Origin of the sequence: Achromobacter sp. JD417, from assembly GCF_041879325.1 — a bacterium.
GTDB classification, from domain to species: Bacteria; Pseudomonadota; Gammaproteobacteria; order Burkholderiales; family Burkholderiaceae_B; genus Achromobacter; species Achromobacter mucicolens.
This window is the reverse complement of the sequence record NZ_CP087159.1, coordinates 1,164,046-1,184,324: the sequence shown is the minus strand read 5'-3', so window position 1 is coordinate 1,184,324 and position 20,279 is coordinate 1,164,046. Positions and strand designations below refer to the sequence as shown.

General features: G+C 66.9%; 17 protein-coding genes. 12 read left to right on the top strand and 5 right to left on the bottom strand.

Features of this window, described 5'->3' with window-relative positions:
* The first annotated feature begins 15 nt into the window (after positions 1 to 15).
* Genes trxB through LN047_RS05435 form a run of 3 tightly spaced genes read left to right on the top strand, consistent with a single transcriptional unit; the run spans position 16 to position 1,965 of the window.
* Entirely contained in the window at positions 16 to 975 is a 960-nt protein-coding gene (gene trxB, locus LN047_RS05445; RefSeq protein ID WP_056321357.1) for a thioredoxin-disulfide reductase, read from the top strand.
* Positions 962 to 1,639, top strand: a complete 678-nt coding sequence (locus LN047_RS05440) for a Smr/MutS family protein (RefSeq protein ID WP_373981276.1) — start codon at positions 962 to 964, stop codon at positions 1,637 to 1,639. Before trxB ends, LN047_RS05440 begins: the two co-directional genes overlap by 14 nt.
* Positions 1,636 to 1,965, top strand: coding sequence for a multidrug efflux SMR transporter (locus LN047_RS05435; protein WP_056321352.1), 330 nt, complete (start codon positions 1,636 to 1,638; stop codon positions 1,963 to 1,965). The genes LN047_RS05440 and LN047_RS05435 overlap by 4 nt, the downstream gene beginning before the upstream one ends.
* Positions 1,966 to 1,999: 34 nt before the next feature.
* Here LN047_RS05435 and LN047_RS05430 read toward each other — a convergent pair whose 3' ends face one another.
* Positions 2,000 to 4,090, bottom strand: a complete 2,091-nt coding sequence (locus LN047_RS05430; RefSeq protein ID WP_373981275.1) for a sodium:solute symporter family protein — start codon at positions 4,088 to 4,090, stop codon at positions 2,000 to 2,002.
* The gene (locus LN047_RS05425) at positions 4,090 to 4,368 is read right to left on the bottom strand and encodes a DUF4212 domain-containing protein (RefSeq protein WP_056321343.1); all 279 of its coding nucleotides are present in this window, start codon (positions 4,366 to 4,368) and stop codon (positions 4,090 to 4,092) included. The genes LN047_RS05430 and LN047_RS05425 overlap by 1 nt, the downstream gene beginning before the upstream one ends.
* A 739-nt stretch (positions 4,369 to 5,107) precedes the next feature.
* On the opposite strand from LN047_RS05425, the gene kdpF reads away from it, so the two are divergent.
* From kdpF to LN047_RS05380, 9 genes are all read left to right on the top strand, one after another.
* Positions 5,108 to 5,197 carry a K(+)-transporting ATPase subunit F gene (gene kdpF / locus LN047_RS05420; RefSeq protein WP_056321339.1) on the top strand — a complete coding sequence of 30 codons (90 nt, stop codon included), beginning with the start codon at positions 5,108 to 5,110 and terminating at the stop codon, positions 5,195 to 5,197.
* Positions 5,197 to 6,975, top strand: a complete 1,779-nt coding sequence (kdpA, locus tag LN047_RS05415) for a potassium-transporting ATPase subunit KdpA (protein ID WP_373981274.1) — start codon at positions 5,197 to 5,199, stop codon at positions 6,973 to 6,975. Before kdpF ends, kdpA begins: the two co-directional genes overlap by 1 nt.
* Positions 6,976 to 7,012: 37 nt before the next feature.
* Complete coding sequence (gene kdpB, locus LN047_RS05410) at positions 7,013 to 9,220, top strand: potassium-transporting ATPase subunit KdpB (protein WP_373982107.1); 2,208 nt, start codon at positions 7,013 to 7,015, stop codon at positions 9,218 to 9,220.
* Positions 9,221 to 9,275: 55 nt separating this feature from the next.
* Entirely contained in the window at positions 9,276 to 9,884 is a 609-nt protein-coding gene (gene kdpC / locus LN047_RS05405; RefSeq protein WP_373981273.1) for a potassium-transporting ATPase subunit KdpC, read from the top strand.
* 51 nt (positions 9,885 to 9,935) lie between these two features.
* The gene (locus LN047_RS05400) at positions 9,936 to 12,752 is read left to right on the top strand and encodes a DUF4118 domain-containing protein (RefSeq protein WP_373981272.1); all 2,817 of its coding nucleotides are present in this window, start codon (positions 9,936 to 9,938) and stop codon (positions 12,750 to 12,752) included.
* Between the two features lie 9 nt (positions 12,753 to 12,761).
* Complete coding sequence (gene kdpE / locus LN047_RS05395) at positions 12,762 to 13,454, top strand: two-component system response regulator KdpE (RefSeq protein WP_152383582.1); 693 nt, start codon at positions 12,762 to 12,764, stop codon at positions 13,452 to 13,454.
* A 116-nt stretch (positions 13,455 to 13,570) separates the two neighbouring features.
* Positions 13,571 to 14,332 (top strand): TorF family putative porin, encoded by a 762-nt coding sequence (locus LN047_RS05390; protein ID WP_373981271.1) that lies wholly within the window; start codon positions 13,571 to 13,573, stop codon positions 14,330 to 14,332.
* A 141-nt stretch (positions 14,333 to 14,473) separates the two neighbouring features.
* Positions 14,474 to 14,800: a hypothetical protein gene (locus LN047_RS05385; protein WP_373981270.1), complete on the top strand. Its 327-nt coding sequence runs from the start codon at positions 14,474 to 14,476 to the stop codon at positions 14,798 to 14,800.
* Between the two features lie 3 nt (positions 14,801 to 14,803).
* On the top strand, positions 14,804 to 15,703 hold the full coding sequence (locus tag LN047_RS05380; protein ID WP_373981269.1) for a 4-hydroxy-tetrahydrodipicolinate synthase: 900 nt from the start codon (positions 14,804 to 14,806) through the stop codon (positions 15,701 to 15,703).
* Here the strand turns inward: LN047_RS05380 and LN047_RS05375 are convergent.
* The 3 genes from LN047_RS05375 to icd all read right to left on the bottom strand — a co-directional run bounded on the left by LN047_RS05375 (position 15,666) and on the right by icd (position 20,105).
* Positions 15,666 to 17,222 (bottom strand): methyl-accepting chemotaxis protein, encoded by a 1,557-nt coding sequence (locus LN047_RS05375; RefSeq protein ID WP_373981268.1) that lies wholly within the window; start codon positions 17,220 to 17,222, stop codon positions 15,666 to 15,668. The two genes, LN047_RS05380 and LN047_RS05375, sit on opposite strands and share 38 nt — an antisense overlap.
* A gap of 213 nt (positions 17,223 to 17,435) precedes the next feature.
* Positions 17,436 to 18,695, bottom strand: coding sequence for an O-antigen ligase family protein (locus tag LN047_RS05370; protein WP_373981267.1), 1,260 nt, complete (start codon positions 18,693 to 18,695; stop codon positions 17,436 to 17,438).
* 153 nt (positions 18,696 to 18,848) lie between these two features.
* The gene (icd, locus tag LN047_RS05365; RefSeq protein ID WP_056321319.1) at positions 18,849 to 20,105 is read right to left on the bottom strand and encodes an NADP-dependent isocitrate dehydrogenase; all 1,257 of its coding nucleotides are present in this window, start codon (positions 20,103 to 20,105) and stop codon (positions 18,849 to 18,851) included.
* Positions 20,106 to 20,279 lie beyond the last annotated feature (174 nt).

Below are 20,279 nucleotides of genomic sequence, written 5' to 3'. Positions count from 1 at the left end.
TAAAGATACCTGCCCATGTCCACGCCTACGCACGCTAAAGTTTTGATACTCGGTTCCGGCCCCGCCGGTTACACGGCGGCCGTCTATGCGGCACGCGCCAATCTTAACCCTGTTCTTGTTACAGGTTTGGCCCAAGGCGGCCAGCTCATGACCACCACGGACGTCGACAATTGGCCGGCCGACGCGGATGGCGTGCAGGGTCCGGACCTGATGCAGCGCTTCCAGAAGCACGCCGAACGCTTCAACACGGAAATGCTGTTCGACCACATCGCCAAGGTCGACCTCTCCAAGCGCCCCTTCACCCTGACCGGCGACACCGGCAAGGTCTACACCTGCGACGCCCTCATCATCGCCACCGGCGCCTCGGCCAAGTACCTGGGCCTGCCGTCCGAGCAGTCCTTCATGGGCCGCGGCGTGTCCGGCTGCGCCACCTGCGACGGTTTCTTCTACCGCAACCAGGACGTGGTGGTGGTCGGCGGCGGCAATACCGCTGTCGAGGAAGCCCTGTACCTGTCCAACATCTGCCGCAAGGTCACGCTGATCCACCGCCGCGACAAGTTCCGCGCCGAGCCGATCCTGGTCGACAAGCTGATGAGCAAGGTCGAAAACGGCAACATGGAACTCAAGCTGTTCCACACACTGGAAGAAGTCCTGGGCGACGACAGCGGCGTGACCGGCGTGCGTGTTCGCCACGTGGACACCGGCGCCACCGAAGACATGGCCGTCACGGGCGCCTTCATCGCCATCGGTCACCAGCCCAACACGGAAATCTTCCAGGGCCAGCTCGAGATGAAGGACGGCTACATCGTCACCAAGAGCGGCCTGTCCGGCATGGCCACCATGACCTCGGTGCCCGGCGTGTTTGCCGCCGGCGACGTGCAGGACCACGTCTACCGCCAGGCCATCACCAGCGCCGGCACGGGCTGCATGGCCGCCCTGGACGCCCAACGGTGGCTGGAGAATGCGGGGCAGTAAGGTCGGCGTGGCCGACCTGAAACGCCTGAAGAAGGACCTGCAGGAAGAACGCGAGCGCGCCGCCCTTGCCCCGCAACGGGCGGCGGCGGCTTCGGCCGCGCGCCCCGCGTCGCCCCCTGAGGACGACCTGGCGGCGTTCAAGCGCTCGATGAAGTCCGTCACGCCGATCCGGCACGCGCCACGCGTCGAGCACAAGCCCGCCCCCGAACCCGCGCCTGCGCTACGCCGCGCCAACGCGCTGGGCGAAACGCCCAACCGCGCCGACGCGGGCGTCTCTGACGGCGGCGAGATCACGCACCTGCTGTCCGAAGGCGGCACCGCCTTCGTGCGCGGCGACGTGGCGCCCGACACCGCGCGCAATTTGCGCCGCGGCCAATGGCGCGCCGGCGCGGAACTCGATCTGCACGGGCTGCGCGTCGAGCAGGCGCGCCATGCCCTGCTGTCGTTCCTGGACGAGTGCCAGGAACACGGCATCCGCTGCGTGCGCATCGTGCACGGCAAGGGCTACAACTCGGAAGGCCTGGAGCCGGTGCTGAAAGACAAGGCCCGGACGTGGCTGGTCCAGAAGGCCGACGTCATGGCGTTCTCCGAGGCCCCCGAGCGCGAAGGCGGCGCGGGCGCCCTGTTGGTGCTGCTGCGCCAGTCCGAGGGGCCGCGCAAATGAAGTGGCTTTACCTGGCGGTGGCGATCGTCGCCGAGATCTTCGCCACCAGCGCCCTCAAGGGATCCGAAGGTTTCACTCGGCTGGTGCCGTCGGTCATCACCGTCTTCGGCTACCTGATTTCGTTCTACTTCCTGTCGCTGACGCTGCGCGAGATTCCCGTGGGCATCGCCTACGCGATCTGGTCCGGCGTCGGCATCGTGCTGATCTCCATCGTGGGCGCGGTGCTGTTCAAGCAGCATCTGGACACACCCGCGCTCATCGGCATCGGCCTCATCATCGCCGGCGTGGTGGTGATGAACGTCTTCTCCAAATCCGTCTCGCATTGACGACGCTCGCTCCGCCGGGCGGCCCGTCGCGCACCTAACTGTTGTCCGGCCGCGGATGCCGCGCATCCGGATTGCGCAGGTAATCGACCAGCGCCAGCGTGGCCCGGTCGGGCGGCGGGGTCAGCAGCGACACCACGAAGATCGTCAGGAACGCCACCGGCGCGCCGAACACGCCCGCCGCGATGGGCTGGATGCCCCACCACAGGTCCACGGGCTGCGTGCGCGCGATGCCCAGCACCGATTCCCGCAGCCACGGGTGCGTGTGCGTCATATAGGCAAACGTCACGGCCAAGCCTGCGGCCATCCCCAGCGTGGCGCCCCATTTGTTGGCGCGCCGCCAGAACACCCCCATGACGAGCGCCGGGAAGAACGACGAGGCCGCGAACGAAAACGCGGCCGACACCATGAACAGGATGTCCGCGGGCTTGCGGGCCGCGACCCACGCCGCGCCAAACGCGACCACCAGCAGCAGGATCTTGGACACCATCACCCGGCGCGCGGCCGACATGCGCGGCGACACGACCCGGTACCACATGTCGTGAGAAAGCGAGTTGGACAGCGTCAGCAGCAATCCGTCGGCCGTGGACAGCGCCGCCGCCAGACCGCCGGCCGCGACCAGCCCGGAGATCACGTAGGGCAAGCCGCCGATTTCGGGCATGGCCAGCACCACCACATCCGCGCCCATGCTGATTTCGCTCAGCTGCACGACGCCGTCGCGGTTGATGTCGGTGACGTCGAGCAGGTTGGTGTCGACCGCGCTCCAGGCGTGCACCCAGTTGGGCAGACTGAGGAAGTTCGAGCCCACGACCTGGGTATAGATCTCGAACTTGACCAGCAGCGCCAGCGCGGGCGCCATGAAGTACAGCAGCAGGATGAACAGCAGCGACCAGCACACCGACTTGCGCGCCTCGATGACGGACGGCGTGGTGTATGAGCGCATCAGGATGTGCGGCATGCCGGCGGTGCCCAGCATCAGGCACAGCACCATGGCCAGGAAGTTGATGCGCATGTTGCTGCGTTCCTCGGGGTCCTTGGCCGGGAACGGTTCGGCGTGCGGCGTGGGCGGCGCGGCGCGGGCCTCGAAGGTCGCCTTGGCCTGCGACCACGTGGTGCGCGCATCGTCGACAGTCGGCGGGTAGGCGGCCAGTTCGCGTTCGGCCGACCGGATCTCGACCATGGGCGCGTCGCCCGCGTTCAATTGGGCCAGCCGGCTGCGCAGCTTGTCCTTTTCCAGGGTCCACGATTCGGGCAGCGTCTGCAGGCGGCGCGCCATCTCGTCGGCGCGCTGCTGCCAGATCGTGCGCACCTCGATCTCGGACGGATCGTTCTGCAGGTAGACCTCTTTTTCGGTCACCTGCTGCAGCACGGCCCCGCCCGACAGTTGCGGCAACGGCATGTTGGTGTGCTTGACCGACAGCCAGATCACCGGCACGAGGTACGCAATGACCAGGATGATGTATTGCCCGACCTGCGTCCACGTGACCGCGCGCATGCCCCCCAGGAACGAACACACCAGCATGCCGCCCAGCGCAACGAAGATGCCCAGCTCGAATGAAATGCCCGTCATCCGCGTGGTGATGATGCCCACCCCGTAGATCTGGGCGACCAGATACGTGAACGAGCAGAGAACGGCGCAGAAGACCCCGGCCAGGCGCGGTAGGTTGCCGCCATAACGCGCGCCCATGAAATCGGGAATGGTGTACTGGCCGAAGCGGCGCAGGTAGGGGGCCAGCAGCATCGCCACCAGCACGTACCCGCCCGTCCAGCCCATGATGTAGGCCAGCCCGCCATAGCCGGTCAGATACAGCGTGCCCGCCACGCCGATGAAGGACGCCACCGACATCCAGTCGGCCGCCGTCGCCATACCGTTGTAGATGGCCGGCACGCGCCGGCCGGCGACGTAGTACTCCACCTGATCGGACGTGCGGCAGACAATGCCGATGCCGGCGTACAGGCTGACGGTGACCAGCAGGAACACATAGCCGATCCAGTTGCGCGGCATGCCCAGGATCTCGGCCAGCGCCATCAGCAGGATCATCAGCGCAAAGCCTGCCGTGTACAGCACATAGATGCGCCGCAGGCGGATGCGGAACTCCTGGGGGGTGTCTCCCGTGAAAAACGGCATCAGCGCGGCTCCCCGGTTTCGTCGGCGCGCTCATCGGCGCGATTCATGACCCGGGCGTAGACGGCGATGATGATCAGATAGGCCAGCGGGGCGCCATAGGCGGCCATCCAGAAGGCGAAGGGCCAGCCGATGAAGTCGAACGAGAGCCGGCGGGCGAAAAACGAGGGAATGAAGGTCAGCGCCGCCCAGATGGCGAGCAGCAGCAGGATCAGCCGCAGGTTGCGGCGCCAGTAAGGCGTGACGGATGTCCGGGAGGGAGTAAGGCGCGTTTGCGGCATAGCGTGGATGAGCAGGTCCCATCTAAATATCGCCAAACGCAGCGCTTGAAAAGCCCTGAAGCTTGATTTGCCGGCTTTTTATGCGACAACGGCTGGCACTTCCTGGTGCCAGCCGTTGTGCGTTTGCTTTTTTTGAGTACTGCTTTACTTTTTTTATTTACCGGTGCCGCCGGTATTTGCCCATGCAGGGCTTTGTCTCCTCACCTGCATGGGAAGAGATTCTGCACCAGATGCGGGATTGCCACACTAGGGGAATGCCCTAAGACGGAGCATTCATTTACATATTCCCTGCACCATATAAGTGCACTTTGGCCCTGCCGTTCTAAATATTGGGATTTTTTGGCCCAAACCGCCCCGCGCACGGCCTAATTCTTGAGCACTGCTCAGTTCATGAGCATGGCCGATGGCGCCCGGCGTCCGAACCCGTGCACGCCAGGATGCCCGATTCCGGGCACGACAGCCACAAGCTTGCCAGCCGCTCTTTACACGGCGTTTACACCCCGCCCACCAAGCTATACCCCGTTTTTACCCCCCGCTCCGTAACCTGCCGGTGTCTTCAATGGTCACCTCGCCTGCCCGGCACGCATCCGCCTTTTGCCGCGCAGGCCTGTTCGAAGGGAGCAAGCCTCCCGGGGAGAAAAAACGTGGATCTCGTCTATATCGGGCTCTTTGCCGCGATGGCCGGGCTGACCTGGGCGCTCGTCCGGTTCTGCGACGCCTTGTCGGCCGGAGGGCAGTCATGAGCTGGCTCTACTGGCTAAGCGGCCTGACGGCCGCATTCCTGTTCGTGTACCTGCTGGTCGCGCTGTTCAAACCGGAGAAATTCTGATGACCCCCGAATTCGTCGGGCTGCTGGTCCTGTACCTGGCAGTCCTTTTTGCGATCGCGCCCGTCCTGGGCCGCTACATCCGCGTCGCGATGGAAGACGGCCGTTCGCGGCTGACGGCCTGGGGACGGCCGCTCGAGCGCGGCATCTACCGGCTGGCGGGCATCGACCCCAATGCGGAAATGGGCTGGAAACGCTATGCCGCTGCCGTGCTGGTCTTCAACCTGGTCGGCATCGCCGCCGTCTATGCCCTGCAGCGCGTGCAGGGGCTGCTGCCGCTGAACCCCGCCGGCCTGGGCGCCGTGTCGCCCGATTCCGCCCTGAATACGGCCATCAGCTTCGTCTCGAACACCAACTGGCAGGGCTACGCGGGCGAGTCCACGATGAGCTACCTGACGCAGATGCTGGCGCTGACGGTGCAGAACTTCATGTCGGCGGCGACCGGCATCACCGTGGTGTTTGCGCTGATCCGCGGGCTGGCCCGGCATTGCTCGGCCACCGTGGGCAATTTCTGGGCCGACATGGTCCGCTGCACGCTGTATGTGCTGTTGCCGCTGTCGCTCGTGCTGGCGCTCGCGCTGGTCAGTCAGGGCGTGATCCAGAACATCAGCCCCTACCAGGACGTGCAGACGGTCGAGACCGTGCATTACGACCAGCCCCGCGTGGACGCGCAAGGCCAGCCCGTGCTGAACGCGGCCGGCGCACCGGTCACCGACCCGGCCACCACGCGCACGCAGACCATCGCCATGGGGCCGGTCGCGTCCCAGGAATCGATCAAGCTGCTGGGCACCAACGGCGGCGGCTTCTTCAACGCCAATTCGGCGCACCCCTTCGAGAACGCCACGCCGCTGTCGAACTTCCTGCAGATGCTTGCCATCCTGGCGATACCCGCCGCGCTGTGCTTTTCCTTTGGCGAGATGGTGGGCAGCCGGCGCCAGGGCATCGCCATCCTGGCCGCGATGACGGCGCTATTCGCCGTCTTTGCGCTTTCCACCGCCTATTTCGAGCAGCAGCCCAATCCCATGGCCGTCCAAGCCGGCGCCGCGACGTTCGGCGGCAACATGGAAGGCAAGGAGACGCGATTGGGCATTGCGGCCACGTCGCTCTTTGCCACGGTCACCACGGCGGCGTCCTGCGGCGCGGTGAACGGCATGCACGATTCGTTCTCCGCGATGGGCGGTCTGTCGCCGATGCTGCTCATGCAGCTGGGCGAAGTCGTATTCGGCGGTGTGGGCTCGGGCCTGTACGGCATGCTGGCCTTTGCCATCCTGGGCGTCTTCATCGCCGGACTGATGATCGGCCGCACGCCCGAGTACCTGGGCAAGAAGATCGAGGCCTTCGACATGAAGATGGTTTCCATCGTCATCCTGGCCACGCCGCTGCTGGTGCTGGGCGGCACGGCGCTGGCCGTGTCCGTGGCGGCGGGCCAGGCTGGCGTGCTCAATCCCGGCATTCACGGTTTCTCGGAAATCCTGTACGCGCTCTCGTCGGCCGGCAACAACAACGGCAGCGCCTTCGCGGGGCTGTCGGCCAACACGCCCTTCTACAACGTCCTGTTGGGCATCGCGATGTGGTTCGGCCGGTTCGCCGTGATCGTCGCGGTGCTGGCCATGGCCGGCTCGCTGGCGGCCAAGCGCCGGCTCCCCGCCGGCCCCGGCAGCATGCCGACCACAGGCCCGCTTTTCGTGACGCTCCTGATCGGCGCCGTGCTGCTGGTCGGCGCCCTCACCTATGTGCCCGCGCTGGCTCTCGGCCCGGTCGCGGAACACCTGCAACCCTGATGCAAGAAAGCTAGGAAAGAACATGGCCAAGATTGAAATGCAAACCATCGGATCTGACGGCAGTACAGCCGCCCGCGCGTCCGTGCCCGGCGAACCGGGTCAACCGAACGCGGGCAAGCAGAGCGCGGCGCGGACTGACGCGGCCCGACCTGACGCGACCCGACCCTTTGGCCTCTGGTCGCGGGCGCTGGTGGGTCCCGCGCTTCTGGACAGCCTGCGCAAGCTGTCGCCCGCCGCGCAGGTCAAGAACCCCGTGATGTTCGTGGTCTACGTGTGCAGCCTGCTCACCACGGTCCTGTGGATCATGGCCCTCGGCGGCCAGGCCGAGGCGCCGGCGGGATTCATCCTGGGCATCGCCGTGTGGCTGTGGTTCACCGTGCTGTTCGCCAACTTCGCCGAGGCGCTGGCCGAAGGCCGCGGCAAACAGCAGGCGGCCACGCTGCGCGGCCTGCGCACCACCATCGACGCGCACCTGCTCAAGGGTTTTCGTGACGAGGACGCGTTGGATGCGGACCCGGCGCACTGGCGCGGCCAAGCCGTCAACCAGCCATCGGGCCTGCTGCGCCGCGGCGACGTCGTGCTGGTCGAAGCCGGCGACACGGTGCCCGGCGACGGCCAGGTCATCGCCGGCGTGGCCTCCGTCGACGAAAGCGCCATCACGGGCGAGTCCGCGCCCGTCATCCGCGAGTCGGGCGGCGATTTCTCGTCCGTCACCGGCGGCACGCGCGTGCTGTCCGACTGGATCTTCGTGCGCATCGCCGCCGATCCCGGCGAGAGCTTCCTGGACCGCATGATCTCGATGGTCGAGGGCGCCCGGCGCCAGAAGACGCCCAACGAGCTGGCGCTGACCATCCTGCTGGTGGGACTGACCGTGGTGTTTCTGCTGGTCGTCGTCACGCTGATGCCCTTCTCGCTCTACGCCGTCGCGGCGGCGGGCGGGGGCGCGGCGGTCACGGTGACCGTGCTGGTGGCGCTGTTGGTCTGCCTGATACCCACCACCATCGGCGGCCTGCTGTCGGCCATCGGCGTGGCGGGCATGAGCCGCATGATGAGCGCCAACGTGATCGCAACGTCCGGCCGCGCGGTCGAAGCCGCGGGCGACGTCGATGTGCTGCTGTTGGACAAGACCGGCACCATCACCTTCGGCAACCGCCAGGCGTCCACCTTCCTGCCGGCGCCCGGCGTGTCCGCGCGAGAACTCGCGGATGCCGCGCGCCTGGCCTCGCTGGCCGACGAAACGCCGGAAGGCCGCAGCATCGTGGCGTTGGCGGACAAGGCCATCCATGCGCCCGCGCCGCGCATCGCGGGCATCGAGTTCGTGCCGTTCACCGCGCAATCGCGCATGAGCGGCGCGGACCTCGGCGAGCGCAGGATCCGCAAGGGCGCGGTCGACGCGATCCAGGCCTGGCTGGCCGCGCAGGACGCCACGGTGCCCGCCGAGGCGCTGCGCCTGGCCGAAGACGTGGCGCGGCGCGGCAGCACGCCGCTGATGGTCAGCGACGGCAATCGCGCATTGGGGGTGGTCGAGCTCAAGGACATCGTCAAGCCCGGCATCCAGTCGCGCTTTGCCGAACTGCGCCGCATGGGCATCAAGACCGTGATGATCACCGGCGACAACAAGCTGACCGCCGCCTCCATCGCGGCGGAAGCCGGCGTCGACGACTTTCTGGCCGAAGCCACGCCCGAGGCCAAGCTCAAGCTCATCCGCGACTACCAGTCGCAAGGCCGCCTGGTCGCCATGACGGGCGACGGCACCAACGACGCGCCCGCGCTCGCGCAGGCCGATGTGGCGGTGGCGATGAATTCGGGGACCCAGGCCGCCAAGGAAGCCGGCAACATGGTGGACCTGGATTCCAACCCGACCAAGCTCATCGAGATCGTCGAGATCGGCAAGCAGATGCTGATGACGCGCGGCGCGCTCACCACGTTCAGCGTGGCCAACGACGTGGCCAAGTACTTCGCCATCATCCCGGCCGCCTTCGCCACCGTCTATCCGCAGCTTGGCGTGCTGAACATCATGGGCCTGGCGACGCCGTCCTCGGCCATCCTGTCGGCCGTGATCTTCAACGCGCTGATCATCGTGGTGCTGATCCCGCTGGCCTTGAAGGGCGTGCGCTACCGCCCGCTGGGCGCCTCGGTGCTCCTGCGTCGCAACCTTCTCATCTATGGCCTGGGCGGCCTCATCGTGCCGTTTGCCGGCATCAAGCTCATCGACATGGTGCTGGCCGCGCTGGGGTGGGCGTGACGGCCGCCGTCATCCCCGCCACTGCCTTGCAAGCCTCCACGCAAAGGAATTCCTCATGACCACCGCAACTTCCGCGCCGCGCCAAGGCGGCATCCTGCGCCCCGCGCTGACCGTCTTTGCCGCGCTGTCGCTCATCACCGGCCTGGTCTATCCGTTTCTGACCACCGGCATCGCGTCGGCCGTGTTGCCCCACCAGGCCGCCGGCTCGCTGATCGAGCAGGACGGCAAGGTGATCGGATCCGCGTTGATCGGCCAATCGTTCACCTCGCCGCAATACTTCTGGGGCCGCCCGTCGGCCACGGCGCCCATGCCCTACAACGCGGCGGCCTCCGGCGGCTCCAATCTTGGCCCGCGCAACCCGGCGCTGGCCGAGGCCATCCAGGCGCGCATCGCCGCGTTGAAGGCGGCCGATCCGGACAACGCCGCGCCGGTCCCGGCCGACCTGGTCACCGCCTCGGGCAGCGGGCTGGACCCGCACATCAGTCCGGCCGCCGCGGCCTATCAGGCGGACCGGGTGGCGCGGGTCCGCAATCTGCCGCGCAGCGAGGTCGATGCGCTGATTCAGGCCCACACCGCCACGCCCTGGCTGGGGGTGCTGGGCAGCCCCGCGGTCAACGTGCTGACGCTGAACCTGGCGCTGGACAAGCTGCGCGGGCCGCGCTGATGAGGCGGCGTATAGTATTGCCAGCCGTTTCCTCCCCTTCCTTGCGCGTTCATGGCTGACATCACTGGCGAGCGTCCCGATCCGGACGCGCTCTTGAAAACCCTGGACGCCGCCGAGCGGCAGGCGGTGCGCGGCAAGCTGCGCGTGTATTTCGGGTCGTCGGCCGGCGTGGGCAAGACCTACGCCATGCTGGCGGCGGCGCGCGCGCAGGCCGCACAGGGCACGGACGTGCTTGCCGGCATCGTCGAAACCCACGGCCGCCGCGAGACCGCGACGCTGCTCGATGGCCTGCCGGTCCTGCCGCTTCGGGACGTTGCCTACCGCGGCCATGTGCTCAAGGAATTCGACCTGGACGGCGCGTTGCGCCGCCGTCCGGCGCTGGTGCTGGTCGACGAACTGGCCCACTCCAACGCCCCCGGCTCACGTCATGCCAAGCGGTGGCAGGACATCCAGGAGCTGCTAGCGGCCGGCATCGACGTCTGGACCACGCTGAACGTGCAGCACCTGGACAGCCTGAACGAGGCCGTGGGCAGCATCACCGGCGTGCGCGTCTGGGAAACGGTGCCCGACGACGTGTTCGACGCGGCCGACGAGGTCATGCTGGTCGACCTGTCGGCCGACGAACTGCTGCGCCGCTTGAAGGAAGGCAAGGTCTACCTGCCCGAACAGGCGCGGCACGCCTCCCGCAATTTCTTTCGCAAGGGCAATCTGATCGCGTTGCGCGAGCTGGCGCTGCGGCGCACGGCCGAGCACGTGGACGACGATGTGCAGGCCTACCGCCGCGACCGCGCCATCGAATCCGTGTGGCGCACGCGCGAAGCCATCGTGGCCTGCATCGGGTCCGACGCCGACGCCGAGTACGTTATCCGCAGCGCCCATCGCATGAGCCAGCAGCTCGATTGCGATCTGCATGTCGTCACCATCGACACGCCGCGCGCCGCGCCGCCCGCCGCCGCCGAGGCCGAGCGGCTGCAACACGGCCTGGCGCTCGCCGACGCGCTGGGCGCGCGCACCGAGACGCTGGCAGGCGGCGACATGGTCGACGCCGTCGTGCGTTATGTCCGCCGCCACAACATCACCAAGGTGATCGTGGGCCGCACCCGCGCCGCCGGATGGCAGCGCCTGCGCCTGTCGCTGACGGCGTTGCTGACCGCCGGCATGTCGCACGGTTGGCTGTGGCGGCGCCACAGCTTCGCCGACCAGCTCGCCGCCGGGTGCCCGGAGATCGACATCATCCGGCTGGGCGCGCCGCCCGTGCCCCAGCACGCGCCCGCCAAACGCGACCCGCTCACGCTGGGCCGCCGCGCGCGCGCAGCCGACGACGAACGCGCCGCCCGGCCACTGGCGGGGTACGTGTGGGCGCTGTGCTACTGCGCCGTGGCCACGGCGCTGTCCTCCCTCGTCTTCCCCGCGCTGCACCAGACCAACATCGTCATGCTGTTCCTGCTGGCGGTGGCCGCCGTGGCGCTGCGCCACGGACGCGGGCCGGCCGCGCTCGCGTCCGTCGTCAGCGTCGGGCTGTTCGACTTCTTCTTCGTGCAGCCCTTGTCTTCGTTCGCCGTGTCGGACGTGCAGTACCTGCTGACCTTCGGCGTGCTGCTTGGCGTGGGCTTGCTGATCGGCCAGCTTACCGCCGGCCTGCGCTTGCAGGCGCAGGCGTCGGTCAAGCGCGAGGCCGACGCGCGCAGCCTCTACGAATTCGCGCGCGAACTGTCGTCCGCCCTGCTGCCCGAACAGATCGTCGCGCTGGCCGGCTCGTTCGTGCACGCCACCTTTGGTGCGCGTTGCGCGCTTTACATCCTGGGCCTGGACGACCGCCTGAAACTGGCCATGCCCGCCGACAGCGACATGTCCGCGCCCGAATCGGCGCTGGCGCAGTGGGTGTACGACCACGGCCAGCCTGCGGGCGCCGGCACCGCCACCCTGTCCAACAGCGGGTTGCTGTACCTGCCGCTGAAGGCGCCGATGCGCACCCGCGGCGTGCTGGTGCTGGACGCGCCCCGCCGCAGCCTCTACGCCAATCCAGACACGCGCCGCCAGGTCGAGGCCTACGCCACCCTGATCGCCATTGCGCTAGAACGCCTGCACTATGTCGAGGTTGCGCAGCAGGCCGTGGTCAGCATGGAATCCGAAAAACTGCGCAACTCGCTGCTGGCCGCGGTTTCGCACGACCTGCGCACGCCGCTCACCAGCCTGGTGGGCATGACCGACACGCTGATGCGCGAGCGGCAGGCGCTGCCCGCTGGCGTGCAGGACACGGTGCGCGCCATGCGCGATCAGGCGCAGCGCATGCACGCGCTGGTGGTCAATCTGCTGGACATGGCGCGGCTGCAAAACCGCGATACGCCGCTACGCCTGGAATGGCAATCCATCGAAGAGCTGGTCGGCGCCGCGCTGGCGGCCATGCGCGAACCGCTGGCCGGCCGCGAGGTCCTGGTCGCGCCGCTGTCCGCGCTGCCGCTGGTGGAGTGCGATGGCGTGTTGATCGAACGCGTGCTGTGCAATCTGCTGGAGAACGCGGCCAAGTACACGCCTGCCGGCAGCACGCTGCGCATTCATGCCTCCGTGCATGAGGCCGAAACCCCGGGAGCCCAAACGCAAGGGCGCGAAATGCGCGTGGCCATTGCCGACAACGGCCCCGGCGTGGCGCCCGGCGCCGAACGCCGCATCTTCGAAAAATTCACGCGCGGCGAACGCGAGTCCGCCACGCCTGGCGTCGGCCTGGGACTGGCGGTGTGCGAAGCCATCGTCGCCGCCCACCACGGCCGCATCTGGGTCGAACACACGCCCGGCCAGGCCAGCGGCGCGCAATTCGTCTTCAGCCTGCCGCTGGGCGCTCCGCCCGAGATCCAACCCGAAACCGCCTGAGTACCCCCAATGTTCGATTTCCAGCCCATAGTCCTCATCATCGAAGACGACGCCAACATCCGGCGGTTCGTGCGCCAGGCCTTGGAAAGCGAGGGCTGCGTCGTGCACGAGGCCGACAGCGTCAAACGCGGGCTGATCGAGGCGGGCACCCGCCAGCCCGATGCGATCGTGCTGGACCTGGGCTTGCCTGACGATGACGGCATGACGCTCATCCGCGAGCTGCGCGGCTGGACCGAAGTGCCCGTGCTGGTGCTGTCCGCGCGCAGCGCAGAAGCCGACAAGGTCGCGGCGCTGGACGCGGGCGCCGACGACTACCTTGCCAAGCCTTTCGGCGTCAGTGAACTGCTGGCGCGTTTGCGCGTGCTGCTGCGCAGGCATGGGCGGGGCGGCGCGGGCAATGCAGCCGAGATCGCGTTTGGCGACGTGCGCGTGGACTTCTCGCGGCGCGTCGTCGAACGCGCCGGCCAGCACGTGCACCTGACCGCGATGGAATACCGCCTGCTGGCGGCGCTGCTGGCCCACCGGGGCAAGGTCATGACCCACCGCGAATTGCTGCGGCAGGTGTGGGGGCCGTCTCATGTCGAGAGCAATCATTACCTGCGGATCTACATGGGCCATCTGCGCCAGAAGCTCGAAGCCGACCCGGCGCAACCCGTGTTCCTGCTGACCGAGATCGGCGTGGGCTATCGCTTTGCGGGCTGAGGTTTCGCGCGCGCCGCCATTTTGACGCGCGCTTTACGCGCAAGGCGCGACTCTTGTCTCGCGCTTTATGCCAGTCCTCCTATTGTTGCGGTCCGCTCAACACAAGGAGGCTTCCCATGCCCCGCAACACCCTCGCCGCAATGGCGCTGCTTTCCCTCGTTCCCCTGGCGCAAGCCGCCGACGCCCCCGTCGCCGCCGAAGCCGTGTCGCCGTATTCCCTGACGGCCAACGTCACGCTCGCCAGCCAGTACCGCTATCGCGGCCTCATGCAGACCAACAACCAGCCCGCCATCCAAGGCGGCTTCGACCTCGCGCACGCCAGCGGCTTTTACCTGGGCAACTGGAACTCCAGCATCAGCTGGCTGAATGACAGCAACAGCGACGTCTCCGCGCCGGTGGAAATGGACTTCTACGGCGGCTACAAGGGCAATTTGACGGACAAGGTGCCCGTGGACCTGGGTGTGCTGCAGTATTACTACCCGGGCGACTATCCCTCCGGCTACACCAGCCCCGACACCACCGAACTCTACGCCGGCATCGGCTACGGCCCGGTGATGTTCAAGTACTCCCTTGCGCTGACCAACCTGTTCGGCTTTGCCGACAGCAAGTACAGCCAATACTTCGACCTGGCGGGCAACTTCGACACCGGCATCTGGGGCCTCGTCCTCAACGCCCATGCGGGCCGCCAGATCGTGCGCAACGTCGACAATGGGTCCTATACCGACTGGAAGCTGGGCCTGACCAAGGACTTCGGCCAGGGGTTATCGGTGTCGCTGGCCTATCTGGACACCAACGCCGACCGCGCCGTCTACACCAATACCCGGGGCCGCGACATGGGGCGCACCACCGGTCTCTTATCGGTGACCAAGACGTTCTGACCGGCGCCTGCCGTTGACGCGGTTTTTACGCGGCACACGCGCATTTATCGGCAGGTTTTACGGCGCGATTCCTATAGTGGAATCGTCATCAACCCACCGGATACGCGGGACGCCCTCAACGGCCCCCGCCCTCAAACCGCCATGATTCCCCGACCGCGCCTTCGCCAGGTTCCGATAGCCGCCCCCGCTGACGCCTCGCCCGCGCCGCAGCCGCAATGCCGCCTGATCTCGCTGACCGTGCGCATCGATACGCTGGACGCGCTGAACGTGCGGCTGGCCCTGCACCGCGCATTGGGCGGCCGCATTGGCGTCTACCTGCTGTCGGTGGACCACGCGCACGCCCAAAGCACGCTGGAACTGCAATGCGAACGCGGCGAACTGGACGCCATGATGGCCGCGGTCATGCGCGGCCTGCCCAGTGCGGAGTTCGGGCCGGCGCGCCCGGCGACTGCCGTCACGGAGCGCTGAGCCATGCACCCGAGTCCCAAACCCATGCTCGAGGGCCTGTGGCTGCCGATGGTGACGCCCATGCGTGGCGGCCACGTGGATCTGGACGCCGCGCAGGCGTTGGCTCGCTATTACCGCAACGCCGGCATCGCCGGCCTGGTGCTCTTTGGCTCCACCGGCGAGGGCAACCTCTTGAGCATGCCGGAGAAGATCGAGATGATCGAGGCCATCAACTGCGACTCGCACGCGCTGCCGCTGGTCCTGGGCGTGGGCGGCGTCGACACCCGGGGCGTGGCCACGGCGGTGCGCCGGTTGGACCGCTACGCGCCGGCCGGCTACCTGGTCCCGCCGCCGTATTACCTGGGTCCGTCGCAGGCCGGAATTCTGTGGCACTACCGGCAGATCGCGTGGGCGACAGAGCGCCCCATCATCCTGTACAACATCCCCAAACGCGCAGGCGTCGCCATGACGGTCGAAACCATGGAGGCGCTGGCGGTGCTGCCCAACTTCGGCGCGGTGAAGGAATGCAATCCGGCCGTGCTGGCCGCCTTGAATGCGCGGGGCCGGCTGAATGCGCTGTGCGGCGAGGATCTGGCCTTGCTGGATCACTTCCTGGCGGGTGGACGCGGCGCCATTCCCGCGGCCGCGCATCTCTTTCCGGAACGCTTTGTCGCGCTGATGGCGCTGGCACAGGCAGGCGAAGCGCAGGCCGCGCGCGAATGCTTCGACCCCTTGCGCCCCCTGATCCGGCTGCTGTTCAGCGAGCCCAATCCCGCGCCGGTCAAGCGCGCGCTGGCCATGCAGGGCCTCATCGCCGACGAGCTGCGCCTGCCCATGATGCCCGCCAGCCGCGAACTGAGCGCGCGGCTGCGGCGCGCCCTGGACCTCATCCCGGCATCGGCTGACCGGTTGCAGACAGCCTGAAGATCGACACGGCGCGCGCCAGGTCGCCCGCCTGTCCGTGCAGCGTGGCGGCCGAGGCCGCGAACTCCTGCACCAGCGCCGCATTCTGCTGCGTGGCGCCGTCCAGATGCGTCACGGTGACGTTGATCTGCTCGATGCCCGCGCTTTGCTCGCCGGACGCCGTGGCGATTTCGCTCATCAGCGGCGCGCTGGTAGCCGCCGATTCCAGCACGCTGCCCATCGTGGCGCTGGCCTGCTCCACGCGTTGGCTGCCGCGCGCCACGGAGGCGGACGAGGCCTCGATCAGCGTCTTGATCTCTTTGGCGGCGGTAGCCGAGCGCTGGGCCAAGGCCCGGACTTCGCCCGCCACCACGGCAAATCCGCGGCCCTGCTCGCCCGCCCGCGCGGCTTCGACGGCGGCGTTCAGCGCCAGGATATTGGTCTGGAACGCGATCTCGTCGATCAGCCGGATGATCTCGTCGATGCGCTGCGAACTGTGCGAGATCTCGCGCATGGCGTCGATGGCGTGCTGCGTCTCGTCGCTGCCCTGCCGGGCCAGACGCGCGGCCTCGGCGGCCAACGCGCTGACCTCGCGCACGTGCTCGGCGCTTTGCCGGGCGGTGGCGGTGATCTCTTCCACGCTGGCCGCGGTCTGTTCCAAGGCGGCCGCCTGCTGTTCCGTGCGGTCCGACAGGTCCACGCTGCCTGCGGCGATCTGGCGCGAGGCGGCTGCAATGGACGCGGTGGAATGCACGATGGTGCGCACCGCCGCGTCCAGCCGCTGCTGCATCCGCGCCATTGCGCCGAACAGCCGGCCGATTTCGCCGCGATGATGGTGCGAGATGGCGCTGGACAGATCGCCATTGGCCACCCGCTCGCACACGGCCACCGCCTCATCGAGCGGCCGCAGGATGTGCGTGCTGAAAAAGCGCAGCGCCGCCGCCAGCACCAGGGCCAGCAAGGCCAGCGTCACGCTGCCCTGCCGCCATAGCGTGCCGTAGAACGCCGCGTCGACGTCGTCGACATACAGGCCCGTGAACATCAGCCAGCCCCATTCCGGGTCGTAGGCTGCGTAGGTCAGCTTGGGCAGCGGATCCTCGGCGCCCGGCCGCGGGAACAGGTAACGCACGTAACCGCCGCCCGCCTTGCCTTGCGCGTAAAGGTTTTCAAAGAGCGGCTGCCCGTCGCTGTCGCGCGTGGCGCGCACGTTCGTGCCCACCCGCTTCGCGTCGGGATGCACCAATAGATCGTAGTCGTCGCCAAACGCGCCCACATACCCATCTGCGCCGTACCGCATTGCCGACAGCTGGCGCGCCACATCGCGCTTGGCTTCGGCCAGCGGCACGCCTTCCTGCACGCGCCGCTTGCCCGCGCTGACGACGCCCGCAGCCATGTCGATCACGTGGCGAAGCTCCGTCTTGCGGTCCTCCATCATCTCGGCGCGCCGCTGCCAGGCGTCCCACACGCCCAGCGCCAGGACGGCGGCGCCAATGGCAAACACGAACCACAACAGTTCCCTGCGCAAGCTGGAATGACTCATCGACTCTCTTCTGCATGACCGCGACTCGAAACAAAAATCGGCGGATTGTGACTTTTTATGTAGATTGGTCGACGAGGATACTATTTCAAACTTCGTTTGAATTCGATTTGACTAGTCACTTTGATCTAGCTCAATTTCCATAAAAAAAAACGCAAGGCGACTCGCGCCTTGCGTTCTGCTTCAAACCGGACGGCGGGACGATGCCCGCGTGCCCTAGCCCCCGGGCGGGGTGACACGCTGCGGCCGCGCCGTCGTCAGGGCAATCAGCGCCACCATGATGAGCGCATAGGTGGGCACGCTGCGCATATTGCGGAACATCATCTCGGTCATGCTGAAGGCGCAGTAGCTCAGGCAGAACAGGAGCCCCATTTGCGCGCCCACCCGGATCACCCGGTCGTCGCTGGCCAGACGCCGGAAGAACACGCCCGCCGGCACCAGATACAGCGCCAGCATGCTCAACAGACCCAGCAGGCCGTATCCCGCCATGGCGGCCAGCAGGTCGTTGTGCGGCTCGCCAAAACCATCCACCACTTCCTGCGTCACGATGCCCTGCTTCTGCAGTTCGCGCAGTTCCTCGCGGAACCGGCTGGGGCCGATGCCCACGATCGGGCTCTTTTCGAACATCAGGAACGAGGCATGCCACAGCTGCAGCCGGATGCCGAACGAGGTATCGCGGTTGGCCGACGTGGAAAAGCCCTGAACGTCGTGGGTGATCTGCTGCATGCGGCTGCTGAAGGTCCAGATGGCCGCCGCGCTGGCGACGAGCGCCACGCAGACAGCCAGCGCGCAGTACACCTTGTGGCGCCGGCGCCAGTTGCGCAGCCCAAGCAGAAAGACCAGACCCAGAATGGGCAACAGCATCCAGCTGCTGCGGGTTTCGGACAGCCAGGTCGCGACCACGGCCAGCGCCACGGCCACCAGCTTGACCGCCGTCTCCAGGCGCGGCCAGCGCGAGCCCGGCCCCCAGCCCAGCGACAGCAAGGTCATGCCGCCCAACAGCAGCACCATGTTGGCAAAGGCCACGGCGTTGTAGCGTCCGCCCACCTCGACCACCGCGCCGCGGCCGCCCGAGAGCATCGTCACGATCAAGAGGATGGACCCGGCCAGCGCGCCGGCCAGGATGGTCCATTCGATATGGCGAAGCAGGCGTTGCGGCGCGCGCAGCAGCAACCACAGGACGGGAAGCGCCAAGGCAAACCGAAGCAGTTTCTCAAGCTCGGAACTGCTCCACATGCCTTTCACGGCCGAGGTGATCAGCAGACAGGCCAGCGGCGACAGCAGCGCCAGGGAAAGGGGCCAGAGCGCGCGGAAATCCATGGGCTCGTAGCGCTTGACGGCGTTCATGGTGATCGCGGTCAGGGCGATCAAGGCGCTCAGATACAGAACGGCGGGGCCGCCCACGGGGCTGGTCAGCGCCAGGGCGGGCATCAGCAGCACCAGCCAGGCGGCCAGGGTTACATACAGTCGGGGCACAACAATCAACCTGAAAAGAACAAAGCACGCACGATGCGCGTCATGCCGGTGGTTAGAGAAAACCCGCCGGCCATGAAGGCGGGCGGGTTTGGCGAAAGAGCGGGAGCCGGGCCTTGCACGGCAGACAGCCTTGCGGGGGGCCCTTTTCGCGGCTTACATGTTTTCGATCATCACCTGGCCAAAGCCGGAGCACGACACTTGCGTCGCGCCTTCAAGCAGACGGGCAAAGTCGTACGTGACCTTCTTGGACTGGATCGACTTTTCCATGCTGGAGATGATCAGGTCCGCGGCTTCGGTCCAGCCCATGTGGCGCAGCATCATTTCGGCGGACAGGATTTCGGAACCGGGGTTCACGTAGTCCTTGCCGGCATACTTGGGCGCCGTGCCGTGGGTGGCCTCGAACATGGCCACGGAATCGGACATGTTGGCGCCCGGGGCGATGCCGATGCCGCCCACTTGCGCGGCCAGCGCGTCCGAAATGTAGTCGCCGTTCAGGTTCAGGGTGGCGATGACGTCGTATTCCGCGGGACGCAGCAGGATCTGCTGCAGGAACGCGTCGGCGATCACGTCCTTGACGATGATCTCGCGGCCGGTCTTGGGATTCTTGAACTTGCACCACGGGCCGCCGTCGATCAGCTGCGCGCCGAACTCCTTCTGCAGGAGCTCGTAGCCCCAATCGCGGAAGCCACCTTCGGTGAACTTCATGATGTTGCCCTTGTGCACCAGCGTCAGCGACGTGCGGTCGTTGTCGATGACGTACTGGGCGGCCTTGCGCACCAGGCGCTCGGTGCCTTCACGCGACACCGGCTTGATGCCGATGGACGAGGTATTCGGGAAACGGATCTTCTTGACGCCGAGCTTGGTCTGCAGGAACTGGATCAGTTCCTTGGCCTGCTCGCTTTCGGCCATGTATTCGATGCCGGCGTAGATGTCTTCCGAGTTCTCGCGGAAGATCACCATGTTGGTCTTTTCGGGCTCACGCACCGGGGACGGCACGCCCTTGAAGTACGCCACCGGGCGCAGGCACACGTACAGGTCCAGCTGCTGGCGCAGGGCCACGTTCAGCGACCGGATGCCACCGCCGACCGGCGTGGTCAGCGGGCCCTTGATGGAAACCACGTAGTCTTTGACGACTTCCAGGGTTTCGTCGGGCAGCCACACGTCCGGGCCGTAGACCTTGGTGGCCTTTTCGCCGGCGTAGACCTCCATCCAATGGATCTTGCGCTTGCCGCCATACGCCTTCTGCACTGCCGCGTCGACGACCTTGATCATGACGGGGGTGATGTCGGCGCCCGTGCCGTCGCCTTCGATGAAGGGGATGACGGGCTGGTCAGGCACATTCAGCGAGAAATCGGCGTTGACCGTGATTTTCTGGCCGCCGGCGGGAACCTTGATATGTTGGTAGGACATGAATGCTCCATTTGCTCCGGGTGGTTTTTCTGCACGCGCCAGGATCGGACCACGTCCGATTCCGCGGGTCATACCGCCTCCTGCGAACCGCACACCGGATGGCGGATAGCAGCCCATTCTATATCGCAAAGCGCCGGGCGAAACCTGAGCTGCGTCGTGGGGCGGTAAAATAAA